This window comes from Shewanella sp. VB17 (genome assembly GCF_013248905.1).
In the GTDB taxonomy this organism is placed as follows: Bacteria; Pseudomonadota; Gammaproteobacteria; order Enterobacterales; family Shewanellaceae; genus Shewanella.
Genome location: NZ_JABRVS010000001.1, coordinates 3220599 through 3240206, shown reverse-complemented (window position 1 = coordinate 3240206; position 19608 = coordinate 3220599). Strand labels below are relative to the sequence as shown.

At 41.6% G+C, this 19608-nt stretch carries 16 protein-coding genes and 7 tRNA genes; 18 read left to right on the top strand and 5 right to left on the bottom strand.

All coding sequences use genetic code 11. The features are described from left to right. Nucleotides 1-14 precede the first annotated feature (14 nt). The gene (locus tag HQQ94_RS13920) at nucleotides 15-230 is read right to left on the bottom strand and encodes a YejL family protein (RefSeq protein ID WP_173294981.1); all 216 of its coding nucleotides are present in this window, start codon (nucleotides 228-230) and stop codon (nucleotides 15-17) included. A gap of 295 nt (nucleotides 231-525) precedes the next feature. Between HQQ94_RS13920 and yejK the strand changes: the two genes are divergently transcribed. From yejK to HQQ94_RS13895, 5 genes are all read left to right on the top strand, one after another. Continuing rightward, nucleotides 526-1560: a nucleoid-associated protein YejK gene (gene yejK / locus HQQ94_RS13915; protein ID WP_173294980.1), complete on the top strand. Its 1035-nt coding sequence runs from the start codon at nucleotides 526-528 to the stop codon at nucleotides 1558-1560. Between the two features lie 194 nt (nucleotides 1561-1754). Continuing rightward, on the top strand, nucleotides 1755-2636 hold the full coding sequence (locus HQQ94_RS13910) for a 6-carboxytetrahydropterin synthase (RefSeq protein WP_173294979.1): 882 nt from the start codon (nucleotides 1755-1757) through the stop codon (nucleotides 2634-2636). Between the two features lie 53 nt (nucleotides 2637-2689). After that, nucleotides 2690-3520 (top strand): M23 family metallopeptidase, encoded by an 831-nt coding sequence (locus HQQ94_RS13905; RefSeq protein ID WP_375335720.1) that lies wholly within the window; start codon nucleotides 2690-2692, stop codon nucleotides 3518-3520. 446 nt (nucleotides 3521-3966) lie between these two features. Beyond that, nucleotides 3967-4425, top strand: a complete 459-nt coding sequence (locus HQQ94_RS13900; protein ID WP_173294978.1) for a hypothetical protein — start codon at nucleotides 3967-3969, stop codon at nucleotides 4423-4425. 198 nt (nucleotides 4426-4623) lie between these two features. Then, entirely contained in the window at nucleotides 4624-5433 is an 810-nt protein-coding gene (locus HQQ94_RS13895; RefSeq protein WP_173294977.1) for a rhodanese-like domain-containing protein, read from the top strand. 123 nt (nucleotides 5434-5556) lie between these two features. Here the strand turns inward: HQQ94_RS13895 and HQQ94_RS13890 are convergent, their stop codons facing one another. Both HQQ94_RS13890 and HQQ94_RS13885 read right to left on the bottom strand, forming a co-directional pair. Beyond that, on the bottom strand, nucleotides 5557-7317 hold the full coding sequence (locus tag HQQ94_RS13890; RefSeq protein ID WP_173294976.1) for an enoyl-CoA hydratase-related protein: 1761 nt from the start codon (nucleotides 7315-7317) through the stop codon (nucleotides 5557-5559). Between the two features lie 652 nt (nucleotides 7318-7969). Then, nucleotides 7970-8779 carry a hypothetical protein gene (locus HQQ94_RS13885; RefSeq protein WP_173294975.1) on the bottom strand — a complete coding sequence of 270 codons (810 nt, stop codon included), beginning with the start codon at nucleotides 8777-8779 and terminating at the stop codon, nucleotides 7970-7972. 168 nt (nucleotides 8780-8947) lie between these two features. On the opposite strand from HQQ94_RS13885, the gene HQQ94_RS13880 reads away from it, so the two are divergent. The 5 genes from HQQ94_RS13880 (at nucleotide 8948) to prpF (ending at nucleotide 15776) form a co-directional block, all read left to right on the top strand. Beyond that, the gene (locus HQQ94_RS13880) at nucleotides 8948-9616 is read left to right on the top strand and encodes a GntR family transcriptional regulator (RefSeq protein ID WP_173294974.1); all 669 of its coding nucleotides are present in this window, start codon (nucleotides 8948-8950) and stop codon (nucleotides 9614-9616) included. A 15-nt stretch (nucleotides 9617-9631) separates the two neighbouring features. Next, a complete protein-coding gene (gene prpB / locus HQQ94_RS13875; protein WP_173294973.1) occupies nucleotides 9632-10510 on the top strand; it encodes a methylisocitrate lyase in 879 nt (292 codons plus the stop codon). A gap of 93 nt (nucleotides 10511-10603) precedes the next feature. Further along, nucleotides 10604-11728: a 2-methylcitrate synthase gene (gene prpC, locus HQQ94_RS13870; protein WP_173294972.1), complete on the top strand. Its 1125-nt coding sequence runs from the start codon at nucleotides 10604-10606 to the stop codon at nucleotides 11726-11728. 137 nt (nucleotides 11729-11865) lie between these two features. Beyond that, nucleotides 11866-14490 carry a Fe/S-dependent 2-methylisocitrate dehydratase AcnD gene (acnD, locus tag HQQ94_RS13865; RefSeq protein WP_173294971.1) on the top strand — a complete coding sequence of 875 codons (2625 nt, stop codon included), beginning with the start codon at nucleotides 11866-11868 and terminating at the stop codon, nucleotides 14488-14490. A 53-nt stretch (nucleotides 14491-14543) separates the two neighbouring features. Continuing rightward, complete coding sequence (prpF, locus tag HQQ94_RS13860) at nucleotides 14544-15776, top strand: 2-methylaconitate cis-trans isomerase PrpF (protein WP_173294970.1); 1233 nt, start codon at nucleotides 14544-14546, stop codon at nucleotides 15774-15776. Between the two features lie 64 nt (nucleotides 15777-15840). Here prpF and HQQ94_RS13855 read toward each other — a convergent pair whose 3' ends face one another. Then, entirely contained in the window at nucleotides 15841-16461 is a 621-nt protein-coding gene (locus tag HQQ94_RS13855; protein ID WP_173294969.1) for a riboflavin synthase subunit alpha, read from the bottom strand. Between the two features lie 32 nt (nucleotides 16462-16493). Between HQQ94_RS13855 and HQQ94_RS13850 the strand changes: the two genes are divergently transcribed. From HQQ94_RS13850 to HQQ94_RS13815, 8 genes are all read left to right on the top strand, one after another. After that, nucleotides 16494-17855 (top strand): MATE family efflux transporter, encoded by a 1362-nt coding sequence (locus tag HQQ94_RS13850; protein WP_173294968.1) that lies wholly within the window; start codon nucleotides 16494-16496, stop codon nucleotides 17853-17855. Between the two features lie 204 nt (nucleotides 17856-18059). After that, nucleotides 18060-18136: transfer RNA gene (locus HQQ94_RS13845), tRNA-Met, on the top strand. Between the two features lie 44 nt (nucleotides 18137-18180). Next, nucleotides 18181-18257, top strand: a tRNA-Met gene (locus HQQ94_RS13840). A gap of 44 nt (nucleotides 18258-18301) precedes the next feature. After that, a tRNA-Met gene (locus HQQ94_RS13835) sits at nucleotides 18302-18378 on the top strand. 44 nt (nucleotides 18379-18422) lie between these two features. Continuing rightward, nucleotides 18423-18499 (top strand) — tRNA-Met (locus tag HQQ94_RS13830). Nucleotides 18500-18543: 44 nt separating this feature from the next. Further along, nucleotides 18544-18620: transfer RNA gene (locus HQQ94_RS13825), tRNA-Met, on the top strand. 2 nt (nucleotides 18621-18622) lie between these two features. Beyond that, a tRNA-Val gene (locus HQQ94_RS13820) sits at nucleotides 18623-18699 on the top strand. 31 nt (nucleotides 18700-18730) lie between these two features. Then, nucleotides 18731-18807: transfer RNA gene (locus tag HQQ94_RS13815), tRNA-Val, on the top strand. 251 nt (nucleotides 18808-19058) lie between these two features. Here HQQ94_RS13815 and HQQ94_RS13810 read toward each other — a convergent pair. Then, nucleotides 19059-19355: a hypothetical protein gene (locus HQQ94_RS13810; protein WP_173294967.1), complete on the bottom strand. Its 297-nt coding sequence runs from the start codon at nucleotides 19353-19355 to the stop codon at nucleotides 19059-19061. Nucleotides 19356-19608: the final 253 nt, after the last annotated feature.

Here is a 19608-nt window from a genome sequence, read left to right as displayed (position 1 = left end):
CTAAAATGAAGATATTACCCTTTCACTGATTGGGCAAGTGCTTTTGAAAATTGCTCAACAACACCCGCTCTTGCCTCTGCAGGCACTTTACGTGCCAAAAGGTCGGTGACACAGTTTCCTAGCACCATGAGTCTTAAATCGGTCGGAGCTTGATGTTTATCGAGCACTGCACTGAGTTCGGCGATAATTGATTCAACTTGTGTATTGGAATACTTTGATTGGATAGCCATAATTAAAAAGTGTCACTGTAAACTTAATATGACTGTATAGCATAACTGAAATTTGATCAGATCACGATATCCTTGCACAGTTAAAATGTCTGATTTTCGCGTAATGAGTTATAAAAAGGCAATGGTGACAAGAGTTCGTGGCCATAAATCTTCAGCTTCTTCGATTTAGTGCGTTATCGCAATTTGAGCAATATATTTGTTACCATTTAAGCTAAATTTTACTATCCTATGCTTCTCTTATTATTGGCAACGAGCATATCGTTGTTTCTTACATTAATTATCAATATTGAGGCCTATGAGTATTAACGTTGAGCAAGCTATTATCCATGCCATTTCTCAGGATCGTGAAGGTCAACTGAGTTGTCGATTACGCCCGCAGCCTTTGTTAAATAGTGAGGCAGTAGAAGCCATGCTTGAAGAGCTACACCAAACTTATACCACCAAAGCTGGTAAAGGTTTTGGTCACTTTGGAACACACGGCGAAGATGGTGAGGCTGATCCTAAGTTTGAACAGGCACTAACGGCATATCGCAATGGTGAGCTCGGATTCGTTGAGTTTTCAGGCTTAGCAGGTAAATTACTGCAAGAGGAATTGTCTAAATATGATTTCAGTCAGGGAGGATTCCTGCTGTTATCATGTTACACCCATATGACTAGTGATTACTTGTATGTTTCTTTATTGAATGCCAAGTCATCGATGACAGTGCTTGATGATATGGAGCTGTCACAAAATACCCATTTAGATCTTAAAGATGTGCAGTTAGCGGCTCGTATTGATTTGACTGAATGGCAAGCTGACAGCGACTCTCGTAAATATATATCATTTATTCGTGGTCGTGCAGGACGTAAAGTCGCTGATTTTTTTCTTGATTTTATGGGGTGTGTTGAAGGGGCTAATACCAAGGCACAAAATAAACAGTTGATGAATGCAGTTGAAGATTTTGTTTCAAGCAATGAATTAACTAAAAATGAACGTCAGCAATGCCGTGAAAAAGTATATGACTATTGTGCAGAGCGCTGTGATCTTGGTGGTGATATAGAGCTTAAAGATCTTGCTGATGAGCTGGCAGATTCTGGCATGGACTCTTTTTATGATTTTGCCCACAGTGGTGAATATGGTCTTGAAGATGAATTCCCCGGTGATAAGCCGACTTTAAGACAGTTAAAGAAATTTTCAGGCACGGGTGGAGGCGTTACCTTAAGTTTTGATGGTGCACATCTTGGGGAGCGGGTCATGTATGATCCTGTTTCTGATACCATTATTATTAAAGGTGTCCCTGCAAATTTGAAAGACCAGTTAGATAGACGTTTGCAAGGTGGCAATAATTAGTTTGATGGATTTCGATGGTTATTTCATCAATCATTCAGTGCTTGATGAAACGGCTCGAAAAATGGGAGTATCCCATGTAAACTAGTGCTTCAAAGGTGATGACTTTTGGTTATCACCTCAACATCATTAAGTCCTTCGGCCATTGCCGGTTGGATGTATTAGCCGATAGACTGTTTTTCTATCTAGGAGATAAGATGCAACTTTTTGTGAGAGACCTGACCGTGATCGATTTTTCTTACTTGTGCCCGATCCGTGGAATGGTAGGAGAAAGCTGGATTGTTGATGTGTTATTGGATGGAGGATTAGATGAGCAGAATATGCTGCTGGATTTTTCAAAAATGAAACGCATCATCAAAGACACCATTGATAATTTGGTCGATCATCGATTATTGATCCCTACCGTTTGTAATAAAACCCATTGGCAACAAGAGAGCGACACTGTTTGGGTGGACTTTACAAGTTTACAAGGTGGTATACATCTAGCTTGCCCTGAACAAGCGTTTGCACTTATTCCAAGTGAAATGATTGACTTTGAAAGCGTTAATCTTTTTTTACACACTGCATTAAGCACAGTGTTGCCGGATAATATAGAGGGGCTATCGTTAACACTGAGGAATGAAATTCACGAGACTCCTTTTTATCATTACTCCCACGGATTAAAAAAACATGATGGCAATTGTCAGCGAATTGCTCATGGACATCGTAGTCCGATTAATATTTTTGAAAATGGGATTGCTGCGCCTAAATGGGATGAGTATTGGGCAAAGCGTTGGAAAGATATCTATTTAGGATCTGAGGAAGATATGGTTAAGTTAGACGAGCTGTTACTTTCACCTCAGGCTACAGTCAGTGATGAAACACATTTTGCTTTTCATTATCAAGCGCCTCAGGGCGATTTTCAGTTAGCTATTCCAAAGTCTTGTTGTGACATTATCCCTCATGATACCACGGTGGAGTTGTTGGCTGAGTTTGTGGCTAACACCTTAGTAGAAAAATCACCAGGTGATCAATTTAAGGTCATTGCTTATGAAGGTGTAGGTAAAGGGGCTATATCAGTGAAAGGCCCGCAAATCTAAATACTATTTTTCTGTTGGAGACTCGCGTGATATTTTCTCGTATTTATTCGTCCATACTGCATAGTTTCGTCGCCGTCAGCTTATTGGTATCAAATACAGCATCAGCTCAAATTGACTTGATGGGAAAAATGGAGCAGGGCGCTTTAATCCGTGCTCATGTTGAGTCGGGCACTCGCGCTTTTCTAAATGGCGCCGCGATTAAGGTTTCACCTAAAGGATATTTGGCTTTTGGCTTTTCCCGTGATGCTGTATTAACTCAAGAACTTAAATTGGTTTATCCCGATGGATTAACTCAAGTGATGCCACTGATACTAAGCCCTAAAGAATATAAGATTGATAAGGTTAATGGGATCAGTAAGAAAATCATGACACCAGATCCTAAGGACATTACACGTTCAAGAAAGGACAGTCAGCAAGTTAAAGCAGCACGAGCACACTTCTCAGAGCAAACCGCTTTCAGTCAAACATTTATTTGGCCATTAACTGGCAGAATATCAGGTGTGTATGGCAGTCAACGAGTCTATAATGGTACGCCTGGAAACCCACATTACGGTGTCGATGTCGCGGCTAAAACCGGCACTCCTGTTGTTGCTCCAGCTAATGGTGTGATAAGTTTATCGGTTGCTGATATGTTTTATTCAGGTGGCACGATTATTTTGGATCATGGTTATGGCGTCAGTTCGAGTTTTTTGCATTTAAGTAAGCTATATGTCAAAGAGGGTGATGTGATTAAACAAGGCCAACCCATAGCCGAAGTAGGGGCGACAGGGCGAGTGACAGGCCCTCATTTGGATTGGCGTATTAACTGGTATCAAATGCGCTTAGATCCTGTGACCATAGTGCCATCTATGGCAGATGCATTAAAAAAGTCACCTGCTAATTAAACTAACCTGAGCTCAGGTTAAGCAGCGCCGCTTAATGTCGCTATTTTGACTCCTATCTTCGTTGTGCTTTCTAGTAATAGCCTGTTGTTACTAGAAATTCCGCTTTGATATCGACAAAATTTCGGCATCAAGCAAGAGAGGAGGGTGAAAAACAATCAGGTAAGAGTTGATTTTAAATGAAATATATCTGATGCTCGTTATTCCTAGTTCAGGTTAACTAGGTTGACTGTTAGTTTCTTTCGTGGTGCTCAAATTGTTAAATACACAACTGCTGTATGATTTTCTTGGTAAAGCTATGACTAAATTGGATGTTTCTATGCTCTTTTATTATTTAGTATGAATATTTTTATCCTAAGTGCTTAATTAAGTACAGAAATAATAAGCGTTACTGGTAAAATCTCAGCGAGAATGACGGCTTAAATTATAATGATTGGAAGGGAATGAATATGGCTAGAGGTGATGATGTAAAATGTAATAGTGTCACAGATGGAACGATTAGCAAGTTATCTCAAACAGAGTGTGGTTGGTATATCGCTCAAGCCTTAAACGCGATGAGGCCGATAATCGCCGATGAACATCACCATTTTTCAGGGTTTTCGTTATTGACATCGACACTTGAAGCTGAGATACGCTCTTTATTTAGTGGCTATGAAGTGGTTGAAGCGAGAGTGCATTTATTTGAGAAAGATGACTTTGTGATTAATCATGCTGATAACGCATACGGTTATTCGACTGCTTATATTTGTCGATTGGATTGTTATGGGTCATCACGGTTTTTAATTAAGGGTGAACGGGTAGAGGAAAAACAGGGCGTTTGGATGGCGATCCCTGTTGGGTTAGAACATGCTGTTAGTGTTGGTGATACGGCAAGGATGTCGATGGTTGTATGGGCGAATAAAATCTAATTTATATTCAAGTTCACTTAATTTTGATGTGTAAACAACTGTTTTAGGCCTTTAGCTATGTCTAGGAAAATATAATATGATTTTAGCTTACAAAAATAAACTCATTCAGAAGCCAAATTGATTAATTTATGCTATAGATTTATGAGTAAAGAATAGAATTTTCATGTTAGTCACTAAATATTGTTGAATGAGGGATTTATGAGGATTTTAGTTATATTAATGTTCCTGTTCCTACATTGTAATTATTCCGTTGGTGATGATAGCTTCCCTTTTCGCTCGACATTTAGTGATGTACCAATTATAGGATTGGAGGAATTAAAAGAAAACTATGATTTAGTCACAATTATAGACGTTCGCTCAGTTCAAGAATGTAATGTTATCAAAATAAATAAAGCACATTGTCTTCCTTGGTCTAATTTAGGGTTTAATGAATATCTAGAGGAGTATAGAAGTAAAAATGCTAAAAAACCTTTAGTTATGTATTGTAATGGTCATACTTGTAAAAAAAGTTATAGAGCAGTACGTCTTGCAATGAAACTAGGATTTGATAATGTCTTTTCCTTTGATGCTGGAATATTTGATTGGGCAAAAAAATATCCAGATTTGACAACATTATTGAAAGAAACGCCTATGGATGTTAACGACTTAATTTCTAAAGACAGGCTCGAAGCTAAATTTATTGACTTTCAACATTTACTTAAAATCCTCGAAGATGACAGTAAAGTTATATTAGTTGATATTCGTGAGCAAAGGCAAAGAAAAGAGAGTCATATCACACTTGAGAGTTTAAAATTCAGAAATATATCTTTCAAGAATATGGTGCAGAATGTAATAACAGTTAAAAAATTTAAAGATAGAACGATTGTTATTGTTGATGCAGTAGGCACACAAGTGAAATGGTTACAATATTATTTTGAACAGTATAAGTATAATAATTATTTTTTTTTGAGAAATGGAGCAGCGAATGAGGAGTTAATTCATCACTTAACAGTCAACAATCAGTCATAATCGAGATACTAGGTTATCATAACATTTCGAACTTTATTGTCTGAGTTCAGTGACCTCTTCCTGAGCATATTCAAGCATCGATAGTTATCGAGACATTCATCCCGATAACTATGCTGAAGGTTTTCAAGCAGTATTTTTTTCTTTGGCTGCAGTGCTGCGGTGAATAGCGATGTATGCAGGTGCTTCATCAACAGGGATTTTATAAACGAAATTATAGCGTGCCTGATGATATTCACTGTTATTGTCATAAAAACACGCATGCATTTTCGCTAGTTCTTCATTACGATACTGTTGTAATGGCTTAATTATTTCGTCAATCTCACGCAGAGTACGCTTACTTAACAAATTGTCGATGTAATCATTGGAGACAGCCAGAGCTTCGCAATAAGCGCGCAGATTTTTATCGTATTGATCCCAGTTTTCTTCGAACAATTCATCGGCAAAAGATAGATTCAAGGCTTCAGCTGCCAACAAAGGCATACATTCAGTGGTTAATTTATCCGCCATCATAATACCGATACGTCTCGGCAAACAATAAGTCCAATATTCAGAACCGTACAAGCCCATCGATTGGTAATGAGGGTTTAATATGACTCCGTCGCGTATTACTACATGATCGCAAGCCAATGCCATCATAGCGCCACCTGCACCTGCATTAGTACGTAAAGCTGCTACAGTTAGTTTATCTGTGGTTTCAATAATTTCTTTAATAATATCATTAATGGCATTAATATTCGCCCAAGATTCATCGGCAGGGTTTGAAGCGTGTTCAATTGTTTTCAAATGTATGCCATTACTCCAAAAATCTTCACCGCCCATTAAGGCGATCACTTTTACATCCTCATTTAATTTAACATAATTTAATGCGTGGCGAAGGCGGTGGCACTGCTCGGTATCCATCGCACCATTATAGAAATCAAAATGTAGGTAAGCAACGGCATTGACAATTTCAATCGAAATTTCATTGCTGTGATTATTGATATCAAAGCAAGCATCCTGTGAATTTGAATGGTTGTAATGCGGTAAATCAAGCTCTTGGACTATTAAAGCATCAGCCAACACGAGAGTCGCCGGTAATTTCATCGTACGTTCACCTATTGGGGCTTTTAATTTCAATTGCCGCACCCAGATGGCACCATCAATTGTTGCGATAGCAATTGCACCGTGACTTTGCGCAATTAACGATCCCGCTACAGCTGAAGGAACAGTACACAAATCAGTGGCTAGCCTTGCTCCAAATAGCGCGACTTCAATGCCCAATATGTCGGTTAGCACACCGGGGCAACTGTCTGCAGCATTAATTTTTTTCAAAATTAAATCAGTGCTATCAAGTTCCCAATCAACTTCACGCTTGCTCTGAGTCATGGTTGGGTTCAAATAACCTTTCACATTGGGATTGGAATAATCCAACACCCTAGGCTTAATCATTTGATTTTCAAACTGGGTGACTGCTTGCTTTACCAATGCAGCTGCAGTCGCTGTAACCTCACGGCGATATGTGCTTGCTTTTGACGTTTGGCGCAGTGGAAAATTTTGCGTTGCCCAAATATCACCAGCATCCATTTCTTCAGCAGCTTGTAATAGTGTGACGCCCCATTCGGTGCAATGATTAGTTAACGCCCAATCGATAGAGGATGCACCTCGGTCACCCTCAATACCTGGATGAACAATTAAACATGGGTAATTCTGCCAAATGGAATCCGGTATACGCTTGGTCAAAAATGGGCACACGATCAAATCAGGGGCAAAGGAAGATACCGTATCGAGCATTAATTGCGGACTAATTGCCAGCTCAACTGACACAGTATGATCCATTAATGCCAGTTCACGATGCACGCGCTGTGTCATACCATTAAATCCAGTTGAGATCAGTAAAATATTCATGCACTTCCTTAATCGTCTATTTTGTTGTATTTTGCGTGCAGTAACTTAGTCTCTTGTTAATAAAATGTCAATATAGGTTGTTTTTTTGATTCTTAATAGTTGTGGAGATGAGTTTTTTGACAGTGGTGTTTTTATGGCTATTAGCGTCTGCTTATCTTTCGAGCTTTAATGTTACTCAATCTCAATGGATTTAGTAAAAGACGTCGTGCGATCAGGCTTAATGGATTTAGTACAAAGCCGTCTACGCTCTAGGGCAAGGTTTGTTGACCCTTTCTATTGCGTTATTACTTGTTTGTGTAGAATAATGAGGCTGTACAAGTTCTGTTTTGTATCAAAATTCAACCATTCCTTGCAAAAACAATCATAAAGATAAACAGACCCGAGTAAATGATGTGGTTCCTTTGTGCTGAAGAAGAAAGTAAATTCATTAAAATACACTTTTTATGTCAATTAAGTTCGCCTAAAAGATAGCGGGTGAATTGATTTTTACATTGTATCAAGGCATTCACCACCGAATGATTATTGAATTCGGAATTGATCAACACCGGAATATCAGCATTGAAATTCCCGTAGCAGAAGCAGTCTATCGTTATGCACATAAATCTCATAGGGCGTTTTGCTAACTAGGCGTCGTGTGTCTCTTTATATTGTTTTAGCGAGATAACACTTGCTGACAATAGGCCAAGCGATGACGAATAGGATCTAAATATTGTGATGCGAGGTTATTGATTAAATACCAGTAGGAGGATGTCAACTCCGGTGTTTGGTTAAAAAATAATGGCTCACAATTTAATAACTTTTCTTGGTTTGAGTGTTGTAGCCAAATGTCAATATTGGTGTTGGCGAGATAGGCTAGGATGGCGAGCGTGTCTTCACATTCCAGTGCCTCAGTGATTGCTTGCTGGTGGATGTTGTTGAGTAGGCTAAAAGGGCATAGTGCTGAAAAGTGACTGAATTCATTATCAGTCAAGATGTGAGGTAAATCAGGTTGACTTAACTGCAATTGAGGCCAATTGAGGTTTGAATTTGATAATGTCAATGCGATACGTCGTTCCCCTAACCAATTATGCACCATACAGGGTAAATATGCCGTTGCTGACATATTCATATCTCGCTGTAAACTTGGTAATAATGACATGCGAGCAACATCAAGCTTGTGTGCTTGTTGGCTCATTAATACCGTTGTGACAAGTCCCGTAGACGGCCAGCAGTCAAGAGCCAATTCAAGATCTGTGGCGGTTTCAACTAACGAATTTGTTAACGCTTCAGCATCGGCTAAACCTGACACCAGAAAGGGGGCTTTTATTCCTGCAAAAGGACCATTGGTGATATTAATGAGGTTTTTGGCGAGTTGGCCTGTGCTGTCTAGTTTACCTGTTTCGTTAAAGACAATAGTCAGTCCCATGGCTGCCTGTTCCCAGTTACCCTGAGCATTACCTATGATAGTCACTTGTGTAAACATAATATCCTTACTAAGAAGAGGATTAGCGAATGTGGGAGACTAGCTTAAAGCGGTGAATGACACAATGCCAGTCCATTTATGTTGATAATTTGATGATTCATGATTGATCTTACATCAATATGCGGCTATATTGTCGACAATTTACTGTGTAATTAAAATGTTAACCTTATGGCTTTTTTTAATGAGAACCCTATCACTACAGCGGATAGGGCTTTTTTCAAGTTACGGAAAGATATTGTTGAAGGAGATATATTAGCAGGCTCTAAGCTAAGTGAGACTGAGTTGTCGACAAAATGTGGTGTCAGCCGTGCTGTGATCCGTGAAGCGATTAATCGGTTAGTCTCGTGTAATTTAGTGGAGCGTAAGGCCAATATCGGCGCGCGAGTTGTCGCATTAACCCCTGATGGGTTAGCAGAACTCTACCAAGTGCGGGAGTCTTTAGAAGGAATGGCTGCTCGACTGTCTGCAAAAAATATGTCGACGCAAGAAATTGACGATCTTAATCATTTGCTTAATTGTCATTCTCAAAAGGTGAAAACAGGTGAGTCTTATTATCAAGAAGCGGGTGATGTGGATTTTCATTATCGGATTATTTTAGGCAGTAAAAACCAATACCTGATCACCATGTTGCTCGACGGAATATACCATCTGGTACGTATGTATCGCGTGCAGCTTGGGATGTCAGGACCCAGAATTACCACCGCCTTTGATGAGCATCGACATGTTGTGCAAGCGATATCGAATCGTGATGAAGAGTTAGCTGAGATGCTGATGCGTCGCCACATCATGTATTCAAAGCAGAATGTGGCTAACAAATTGAGCATCAAGACGCCATAAGCATAGGAGATAATCATGAGTGCAGGAAAAAAATTTCGTCAAGCATTAGCTAACAATAAACCACTACAAATTGTCGGTACGATTAATGCGTACACGGCCATGATGGCACAGCAGATAGGTCATCAAGCGATTTATCTATCGGGCGGTGGCGTGGCCAATGCTTCTTATGGATTACCTGATCTAGGGATGACATCGCTTAATGATGTGATTGCTGATGTGCAGCGCATTACAGCAGCGTGCCCCTTGCCATTAATGGTCGATATCGATACTGGCTGGGGGGGGGCCTTTAATATTGCCAAAACCATTCGTGATATGGAAAAAGCCGGTGCGGCTGCAGTTCATCTTGAAGATCAAGTGGCTCAGAAACGCTGTGGACACCGTCCAAATAAGGAAATTGTATCCACACAAGAGATGGTCGATCGTATCAAAGCGGCTGTAGATGCACGTACCGATGCTGATTTTTTTATCATGGCTCGTACTGATTCATTCGCCCAAGAGGGACTTGACGCGGCCATCGAACGTGCCAAAGCCTATGTTGCTGCGGGTGCGGATGGAATATTTGCTGAAGCGATTCAAACACAAGCTCACTACCGCGCATTTTCAACCGCGGTTGAGGTACCGATCTTAGCCAATATGACTGAATTTGGTCAAACAGAGCTTTGGAATAAGCAGGAGCTTGGAGAGTGGGGGGTGAACATGGTGCTGTATCCATTAAGTGCGTTTCGCGCCATGAATAAGGCGGCTGAGAATGTGTATCGCTCGATACTCGACAATGGCGATCAAAAAGCGGTGGTCGATTCGATGCAAACGCGCATGGAGCTCTATCATTATCTTGGATATCACGACTATGAGCAGAAATTAGACAGTTTATTTGCCGTTGGTAAAAATAAATAACGTCAATGAATCCCCTTTATTGTTTATGCCTCTATGGCAGGTTACCACACAACCTCGGCATTAGATGGCACACCAAAGTAACAGGAGTAAGTGATGACAGATAAAAAACTCAGCGGTGCCGGACTTCGTGGCCAAAGCGCAGGTGAAACCTCCCTATGTACTGTGGGTAAATCTGGCTCAGGGTTAACCTATTGTGGTTATGATGTGGCGGATTTAGCTGACAATGCAAGTTTCGAAGAAGTGGCGTATTTGCTTTTTAACGGCGAGCTACCTAACAAGTTACAGTTGGATGGGTATAAAACACACTTAATGGCACTGAGGGATTTACCTCAAGCATTAAAAGCCGCTTTACAAGGCATTCCTGCTGATGCTCATCCAATGGATGTGATGCGTACCGGTTGCTCTTTTTTAGGTAATATAGAGCCAGAGACTGGTTTTAGTCAGCAGCAGCAAGCTGCTAATCGCTTGCTGGCAGCGTTTCCAGCTATCATGTGTTATTGGTACAAATTTTCTCATGAAGGGGTAGAGATAAATTGCGTTACCGATGAAGATTCACTGGCTGGTCATTTCTTGCATTTACTGAAAGGTAACTCCCCATCTAAACAACACCAGCGTGTGATGGATGTGTCGTTAATCCTTTATGCCGAGCATGAATTTAATGCATCGACCTTTACTGCAAGGGTTTGTGCGTCAACCTTATCAGATATGTATTCTTGCATTACAGGCGCAATAGGCACTTTACGAGGTCCGCTTCATGGTGGAGCGAATGAAGCAGCGATGGAGATGATCCAATCTTTTTCATCACCAGTAGATGCCAAAGAAAAGATGGCGGGTATGCTTGAGCGTAAGGAAAAAATCATGGGCTTTGGTCATGCCATTTACCGCACATCCGATCCCCGTAATGTGATTATTAAAGCGTGGTCTGAAAAGCTTGCCCAAGAACATGGTGATACGGCTTTGTATGATATCTCGGTTGCGTGTGAAGAATTCATGTGGGATACCAAGAAACTGTTCTGTAACGCTGATTTTTTCCACGCTTCGGCTTACCATTTTATGGGGATCCCGACAAAATTGTTTACACCTATTTTTGTTTGTTCACGTTTGACTGGTTGGGCTGCTCATGTGATGGAGCAACGTGTAAACAATCGAATTATTCGCCCTAGTGCCGATTATATCGGTGCAGATCCTAGGGTGGTTAAGCCTATCGAGGCAAGATAAAGCATAAAATGTGATGAGGGGAGCGTAAAGTTCCTTTCATCAAGATAATCATAGCGATTAATATTTTATTCACATCAAATATATTCATCATTAATGGGTGACTAGCGCAGTGAATAGCATAAGCTGGGGAGCACCTTATGAATACGACTTACCGTAAACCTTTACTCAATACCGATCTTGATTATTTTGATACGCGCGCCGCGGTTGATTCGATTATGCCAGGTGCCTATGACAAGCTCGATTATACCTCTCGAGTGTATGCTGAAAACCTCGTGCGTCGCTGCGAGCCTGATAAATTAACGGTCTCGTTAGAGCAGATAATTAAGCGGAAACGCGATGTAGACTTTCCGTGGTATCCCGCTCGAGTGGTGTGTCATGACATATTGGGCCAAACGGCTTTGGTTGATTTAGCGGGTCTGCGTGATGCGATTGCGGCCAAAGGTGGCGATCCATCTAAAGTTAACCCTGTGGTGCCGACTCAGCTGATTGTTGATCATTCATTAGCGGTTGAATATGCCGGGTTTGATAAAGATGCGTTTGATAAAAATCGGGCCATTGAAGACAGGCGCAATGATGATCGATTTCATTTTATTAATTGGACAAAAACGGCGTTTAAAAATATTGATGTGATCCCGCCAGGTAATGGGATTATGCATCAGATAAATCTTGAAAAAATGTCCCCAGTGGTACAATCCCTAGACGGTGTCGCTTTTCCTGATACGCTCGTTGGCACCGACAGTCATACGCCCCATGTTGATGCACTTGGCGTGATCGCCATTGGGGTTGGGGGGCTAGAAGCTGAAAGTGTGATGTTAGGGCGACCTTCTTATATGCGTTTGCCAGAAATCGTCGGCGTTGAGTTAATGGGGAAACCTCAAGCGGGGATCACAGCGACAGATATTGTGTTGGCTATCACTGAGTTTTTACGCAATGAAAAAGTAGTATCGACTTATTTAGAGTTTTTTGGTGAAGGATCAGCAGCGCTGACCTTAGGCGATAGAGCGACAATTTCAAACATGACACCTGAGTTTGGTGCCACAGCAGCACTCTTTTACATTGATGAAAAAACCATTGATTATCTTAAATTAACTGGTCGAAATGATCAGCAAGTCAAGTTAGTCGAAACGTATGCAAAGCAAAGCGGTTTATGGGCTGATAGCCTACAAAGTGCAGAATATGAGCGTGTACTGTATTTTGATTTGTCATCGGTGAGCCGCAGCATTGCAGGCCCATCGAATCCTCATCGCCGCGTTGCCACTCAAGATCTGGCTGCAAAGGGTATTAGTATAAGATCAGAGTCTTATCAACAAGATATTGCCAAAGGCTTGATGCCTGATGGGGCTTGCATTATCGCGGCGATAACGAGTTGTACCAATACCTCTAACCCTCGCAATGTGATTGCTGCCGGTTTACTTGCTCGTAATGCGAACGCAAAAGGGTTAACGCGTCAGCCTTGGGTGAAAACATCATTAGCCCCAGGTTCAAAAACGGTGCAGTTGTATCTTGAAGAGGCGAATTTACTCACTGAACTTGAAGCCCTAGGGTTTGGTATTGTGGGTTTTGCTTGTACTACGTGCAATGGCATGAGCGGTGCGTTAGATCCTGCAATTCAGCAAGAGGTCATCGATCGTGATTTATACGCAACAGCGGTGCTGTCTGGCAATCGTAATTTCGATGGCCGTATTCATCCATATGCTAAGCAAGCATTTTTGGCATCGCCTCCTCTGGTGGTAGCCTATGCCATTGCGGGTACCATTCGTTTCGACATCGAAAAAGACAGTTTAGGCATCGACAGTGAGGGCCATGAGATCCTTCTTAAGGATATTTGGCCATCAGATGAAGAAATTGATGCGGTGGTGACAGCATGTGTTAAACCTGAACAGTTCCGTAAAGTGTACGAGCCTATGTTCAATATTAATGTCGAATATGGTAAAGATAATAATCCTCAATACGATTGGCGGCCACAGAGTACTTACATTCGCCGTCCTCCTTATTGGGAAGGGGCGCTAGCGGGTGAGCGCGCCATGAAAGGCATGCGTCCATTGGCTGTGCTTGGTGATAATATCACCACGGATCATTTGTCCCCCTCGAATGCCATCATGTTAGACAGCGCGGCTGGAGCTTATTTGGACAAAATGGGGGTGCCTGAGGTTGATTTTAATTCTTATGCGACGCATCGCGGTGATCATCTCACCGCTCAGCGTGCCACCTTTGCTAATCCTAAATTGTTTAACGAAATGGTGACTCAACCTGGTCACGATGGTGAAATTGAAGTTAAGCAAGGTTCGCTGACTCGCCTAGAGCCTGAAGGTGTAGAATCACGAATGTGGGAAGCCATTGAAATATACATGGCGCGTAAACAGCCACTTATCATTATTGCTGGTGCGGATTACGGTCAAGGCTCCAGCCGTGACTGGGCGGCGAAAGGGGTCCATTTGGCTGGGGTTGAAGTGATTGTAGCTGAAGGCTTTGAACGTATTCATCGCACTAATTTAGTGGGCATGGGGGTATTGCCGCTTGAGTTTACTAATAATGAAAATCGTCATACTTATCAAATTGATGGAACTGAAGTCTATGATGTTATTGGTGAACGTACCCCAGGGGCTATGTTAACTGTGATCATCACCCGCAAGAGTGGCGAGCAGATAGAGGTGGCGGTAAAATGTCGCTTAGACACGGCAGAAGAAGTGTCGATTTACGAAGCAGGTGGGATATTGCAGCGCTTTGCACAGGATTTCCTCACCTCGTCTTCGGCGACTTAATGGGGATTCATGGCGGTGCTATGTGACTGCTATTTAATATAAAGGTAAGATTTATGGTTCATGCACAACATATTCCGCCCGCTTACTCTCCTCAGTTAAAAGTACCGGCGATGTACATGCGCGGCGGTACTAGTAAGGGCGTTTTCTTTAATCTTGAGGATTTACCACTACAAGCTCAAGTTGCTGGTGCTCATCGTGATGCTTTATTACTGCGCGTGATTGGCAGTCCGGATCCTTATGGTAAACAAACGGACGGCATGGGAGGCGCGACCTCCAGTACCAGCAAGACAGTGATAGTGTCTAAAAGTACGCAAGAAAATCATGATGTTGATTATCTTTTTGGTCAGGTGGCGATCGATAAAGCGTGTGTTGATTGGAGTGGCAATTGCGGTAATTTATCAGCAGCGGTTGGCGCGTTTGCTATTAGCAGTGGCTTAGTGGACGTCGAACGAATTCCCTATGAGGGCATTGCACTTGTGCGAATTTGGCAAGCCAATATCAACAAAACCATTGTCGCTCATGTGCCTATTGCTCAAGGGGAAGTACAAGAGGTCGGGAGTTTTGAACTCGATGGGGTGACTTTTCCCGCAGCTGAAGTTGTGATTGAGTTTATGGATCCAGCTGATGTGACCGGAGCGATGTTTCCCACGGGGAATCTTGTCGATGATTTAGTGCTTCCTAGTGACGTTGTCGCTAGCGGTGTATTAAAAGCCACCATGATCAATGCAGGGATCCCCACCATATTTATTCAAGCGCAAGATCTTGGTTATACCGGGGCTGAGTTACAAGAGGCCATTAATGGTGATGCACAAGCATTGGTGATGTTTGAGGCTATTCGTGCTTACGGAGCGGTGAAGATGGGACTCATTAGTCATATTGATGAAGCGGCAGGGCAACAACATACTCCGAAAGTGGCCATGGTTGCTGAGCCGATTGGATATACTTCTTCAAGCGGTAAAAATATTGCAAGTACAGATATTGATCTCAATGTTCGTGCACTGTCTATGGGTAAATTGCATCATGCCATGATGGGGACTGCAGCGGTGGCCATTGGCACCGCTGCAGCGATACCTGGCACCTTAGTGAATCTTGCTGCGAGTGGAGGTAAGCAAGAGTCAGCTCTTAATGGTAAAGTGAATTTTGGCCATCCTTCAGGAAGTTTAAGGGTTGGCGCTCAAGCCATACTTGAAGATGGGCAATGGCATGTAACTAAAGTGGTAATGAGCCGCAGTGCACGAGTATTAATGGAAGGGTGTGTCAGAGTGCCTAGTGATATTTTTGGTTAATGTGTGAGGATGTTAAGGCTGGTTCCGAATGGTGTCAGCCTTTGTTAGAGTTTGTGAATGGGTCTTAAAGTCCAACAATGCCTTTTTTTGCCAGTACTCGTTCTACTGTGTCGACAATGGCCTGAGTTTGGCTGTCAATTTCAATATTAAGTTGTTCACCAATTTTGACAATATTAAGATTGGTTAACTTTAATGTCTCTGGAATAAGATGAAGCATAAAATTATTTGCAGTGACTGCACCGACAGTTAAACTGCAACCATTGATCCCAACAAAACCTTTATAGAGAATATAATTCATCCATTTGGGCTCAACTTCCAATTGAATATCAAAATGTGTGTCGGTATTGCTTATGTCGATTATACTGGCTCGGGTATGGATATGTCCTGATAGTAAGTGGCCGCCGATCTCACTGCCAAAAGTCAAAGAGCGCTCGATGTTGACCTTTGAACCCAGTTGTAAGCTTGCGAGGTTAGTTAGGTTTAACGTCTCTTCCATTACATCGAAAAACACTTTATTATCCTCAACTTGTGTAACAGTCAAACAGACTCCGTTGTTCGCAACACTTGCGCCAGTAATGAGTCCTTTGCGTAAATTCGGCTCCATGGCAATGGCTAACGTATTTACGCCATTTTTTTTATGTATTGCAACCACTTCGCATGTGGCTTGAACTATTCCTGTAAACATATATTCTCTCGTTAGAATTAAAGGGTGCCTTAATGAATAATCCCGGCTTTCAAGCCAAACGTCTCGTGCAGCTGGCATTGCCTATATTTATTGCTCAAATAACCCAAACCATGATGGGGTTTATTGATACGGCTATGGCTGGCAGAGTGAGTGCCTTAGATATGGCCGCTGTTGCGATTGGAACCAGTTTATGGTTACCTGCTTTACTCTTCGTACAAGGACTATTGCTTGCATTTACTCCTGTATTTGCTCATTACCATGGTGCCAATAATCAAAAATCAATACAAGCTTTAGCGTTTCAAGCTGGTTATATTGCCATCATTGGCAGTCTAGGTGTGATCTTGTTTCTTAGTTTTGCCGAAAACATTTTTATGATGATGGATCTTGATCCTGAAATGGCTAGGATGAGTGTCGGTTATTTGCAGGGATTTTCTTGGGGGGTGCCTGTGTTTGTACTTTATCAAGTGCTTAGAGGTTGTTGCGAAGGTATTTCTTACACTTTTCCTACTATGATTATTGGTTTCGTAGGGCTTGCAGTTAACATACCTGCTAATTATATATTTATTTATGGTCATTTTGGCATGCCTGCGATGGGAGGGGCTGGTTGTGGGGTTGCGACGGCATTAGTTTTTTGGGCGATGTTTATTGCCATGATAATTTACATGCAGCTTCATAAAAGATTTGCTGTGATGGCGCCGTTCAAATCATTTCATAAACCTCATTTACCAACGATGTGGAATATGAGCAAACATGGCTTTCCTATTGCAATGGCATTATTTTTTGAAGTGAGTTTGTTTGCGGTTATTGCCCTATTGTTAGCACCATTAGGAGCAAATGTGGTTGCAGGTCATCAAATCGCATTAAATTTTTCGTCACTTGTGTTTATGTTGCCTTTATCTATTGGCACGGCAGTGTCAATCCGTGTTGGTTATTATTTGGGGCAAGATAAAGCAGATATATCAGCGTTAATCACGAAACTAGCGCTAACGATGTCTTTTATCTTAGCTGTGATGACGGCCATGATCACCGTGTTGTTCAGAATTGAGATAGCCTACTTATATAATGATAATCCTGAAGTGGTGATCTTGGCTGGCAGTTTGATGTTTCTTGCGGCTTTATATCAACTCTCTGATTCAATACAAGTCGTTGCTGCTGGAGCGCTAAGGGGGTATAAAGATACACGAAGCGCACTTTATATTACATTATTTTCTTATTGGGGTGTCGGCATGTTGTTGGGCTATGTGCTGGCAAGGACGGATTTACTTGTTCCAGCGATGGGAGCTCATGGTTTTTGGGTAGGGCTTATTGCAGGTTTAACGAGTGCGGCTATTTTGTTTGCCCTTCGTTTACGCTATATACAAAAAAGAGGTTTGTTTAAAGAAGTGCTTACTTGATTGTGTCATTGGAGAGTTAAGTTACATGATTTTAAAACAAAAAAATAAGGTGGATGATGTTTATTGATATATATGCACTATAAAAGAGCAAATTGGACAGCAAAGCGGCATTTAAACTTAAATCGTGTTTTTTTACTTGCAACAAAATGAGTATCCCGTATTATGGCGCTCGTTCCCAAGGCAATAGCCGAACGGACTGTAGGACGCGGGATGGAGCAGTATGGTAGCTCGTCGGGCTCATAACCCGAAGGTCGTTGGTTCGAATCCAGCTCCCGCAACCAATTCTTTGTAAGTAGAATCAAAATAATTTACAGCGTTTATCGGACGCGGGATGGAGCAGTATGGTAGCTCGTCGGGCTCATAACCCGAAGGTCGTTGGTTCGAATCCAGCTCCCGCAACCAATTCTTTGTAAGTAGAATCAAAATAATTTACAGCGTTTATCGGACGCGGGATGGAGCAGTATGGTAGCTCGTCGGGCTCATAACCCGAAGGTCGTTGGTTCGAATCCAGCTCCCGCAACCAATTCTTTGTAAGTAGAATTAAAATAATTTACGGCGTTTATCGGACGCGGGATGGAGCAGTATGGTAGCTCGTCGGGCTCATAACCCGAAGGTCGTTGGTTCGAATCCAGCTCCCGCAACCAATTCTTTGTAAGTAGAATTAAAATAATTTACGGCGTTTATCGGACGCGGGATGGAGCAGTATGGTAGCTCGTCGGGCTCATAACCCGAAGGTCGTTGGTTCGAATCCAGCTCCCGCAACCAATACAACCGTAGCTCAGTTGGTTAGAGCACTACCTTGACATGGTAGGGGTCGGTGGTTCGAATCCACTCGGTTGTACCACATATTTAAAATATATACATGCATCAAAAATACAACCGTAGCTCAGTTGGTTAGAGCACTACCTTGACATGGTAGGGGTCGGTGGTTCGAATCCACTCGGTTGTACCATTTCTTTTAAAAAGATCATTCACCAGTTAAAGCTGGTTTTTTTATATCTAAAATTGACTCTTATATTAACCAATTTTTTTTGATTGATAAATCACGTTAATTTTTGGCGAGTGTCGCCTAGATGGATGAAGATGTCCTATAAAGTTACACGCTATATACAATCATCGTTAGATACCGAAACCACTTCATTATGTAGTATTATCTCTCTATTTTGAAGATAACGTTATTAATCATACTTGTTGTTTTTTTGGTTAGTCTTTTTGTGAATAAAGAGTATTTGTTGAATCACTCTTAATGTTGTTTGTTAACTCTTGGTCCATTTCCGTTAAGATCCGCTCAAATGCTGTCTCTAGATTAGCTTTGATCTCCATTGATAATTCTTCACTGGTAATATGAGCAAGAGCTGGTGATACAGAAGAGCTTAAGAGCTCATTTTTCGAGTGACTCATTGTGATCATGGAGGATCCCGCTTTTGAGATCCTTTCTTGCCTATTTTCATTATCAGTCATTGAAATCAGTGCGACTGTGAGTATGAATACATTCATCATATCGATCTCCTTTTGTGTATGAGAATATTTTAGGTTATGAATATTAAGTAAAAATGACGGTAATGTTGTTTAATCGTGACATTGGTTGAATGGCTAACTCAATATGTTTTATTGCGCTAAAGTCCAGCAGCCCCTTGCGTTACGCTAGTGTGATCTCGTAGAATTACGTGCTTGTACTTAAGGTGACTAAGACTCTTGTAATGGCTTATCCCATAAGTGCGTTTTTTTATTATTTAATTAGCAAGTGGCCCTA

What these genes read in the sequence shown, in the direction of transcription:
- HQQ94_RS13920 (WP_173294981.1), bottom strand. Translation starts at nt 230, where the DNA reads ATGGCTATCCAATCAAAGTATTCCAATACACAAGTTGAATCAATTATC.
- yejK (WP_173294980.1), top strand. Translation starts at nt 526, where the DNA reads ATGAGTATTAACGTTGAGCAAGCTATTATCCATGCCATTTCTCAGGAT.
- HQQ94_RS13910 (WP_173294979.1), top strand. Translation starts at nt 1,755, where the DNA reads ATGCAACTTTTTGTGAGAGACCTGACCGTGATCGATTTTTCTTACTTG.
- HQQ94_RS13900 (WP_173294978.1), top strand. Translation starts at nt 3,967, where the DNA reads ATGGCTAGAGGTGATGATGTAAAATGTAATAGTGTCACAGATGGAACG.
- HQQ94_RS13895 (WP_173294977.1), top strand. Translation starts at nt 4,624, where the DNA reads ATGAGGATTTTAGTTATATTAATGTTCCTGTTCCTACATTGTAATTAT.
- HQQ94_RS13890 (WP_173294976.1), bottom strand. Translation starts at nt 7,317, where the DNA reads ATGAATATTTTACTGATCTCAACTGGATTTAATGGTATGACACAGCGC.
- HQQ94_RS13885 (WP_173294975.1), bottom strand. Translation starts at nt 8,779, where the DNA reads ATGTTTACACAAGTGACTATCATAGGTAATGCTCAGGGTAACTGGGAA.
- HQQ94_RS13880 (WP_173294974.1), top strand. Translation starts at nt 8,948, where the DNA reads ATGGCTTTTTTTAATGAGAACCCTATCACTACAGCGGATAGGGCTTTT.
- prpB (WP_173294973.1), top strand. Translation starts at nt 9,632, where the DNA reads ATGAGTGCAGGAAAAAAATTTCGTCAAGCATTAGCTAACAATAAACCA.
- prpC (WP_173294972.1), top strand. Translation starts at nt 10,604, where the DNA reads ATGACAGATAAAAAACTCAGCGGTGCCGGACTTCGTGGCCAAAGCGCA.
- acnD (WP_173294971.1), top strand. Translation starts at nt 11,866, where the DNA reads ATGAATACGACTTACCGTAAACCTTTACTCAATACCGATCTTGATTAT.
- prpF (WP_173294970.1), top strand. Translation starts at nt 14,544, where the DNA reads ATGGTTCATGCACAACATATTCCGCCCGCTTACTCTCCTCAGTTAAAA.
- HQQ94_RS13855 (WP_173294969.1), bottom strand. Translation starts at nt 16,461, where the DNA reads ATGTTTACAGGAATAGTTCAAGCCACATGCGAAGTGGTTGCAATACAT.
- HQQ94_RS13850 (WP_173294968.1), top strand. Translation starts at nt 16,494, where the DNA reads ATGAATAATCCCGGCTTTCAAGCCAAACGTCTCGTGCAGCTGGCATTG.
- HQQ94_RS13810 (WP_173294967.1), bottom strand. Translation starts at nt 19,355, where the DNA reads ATGATGAATGTATTCATACTCACAGTCGCACTGATTTCAATGACTGAT.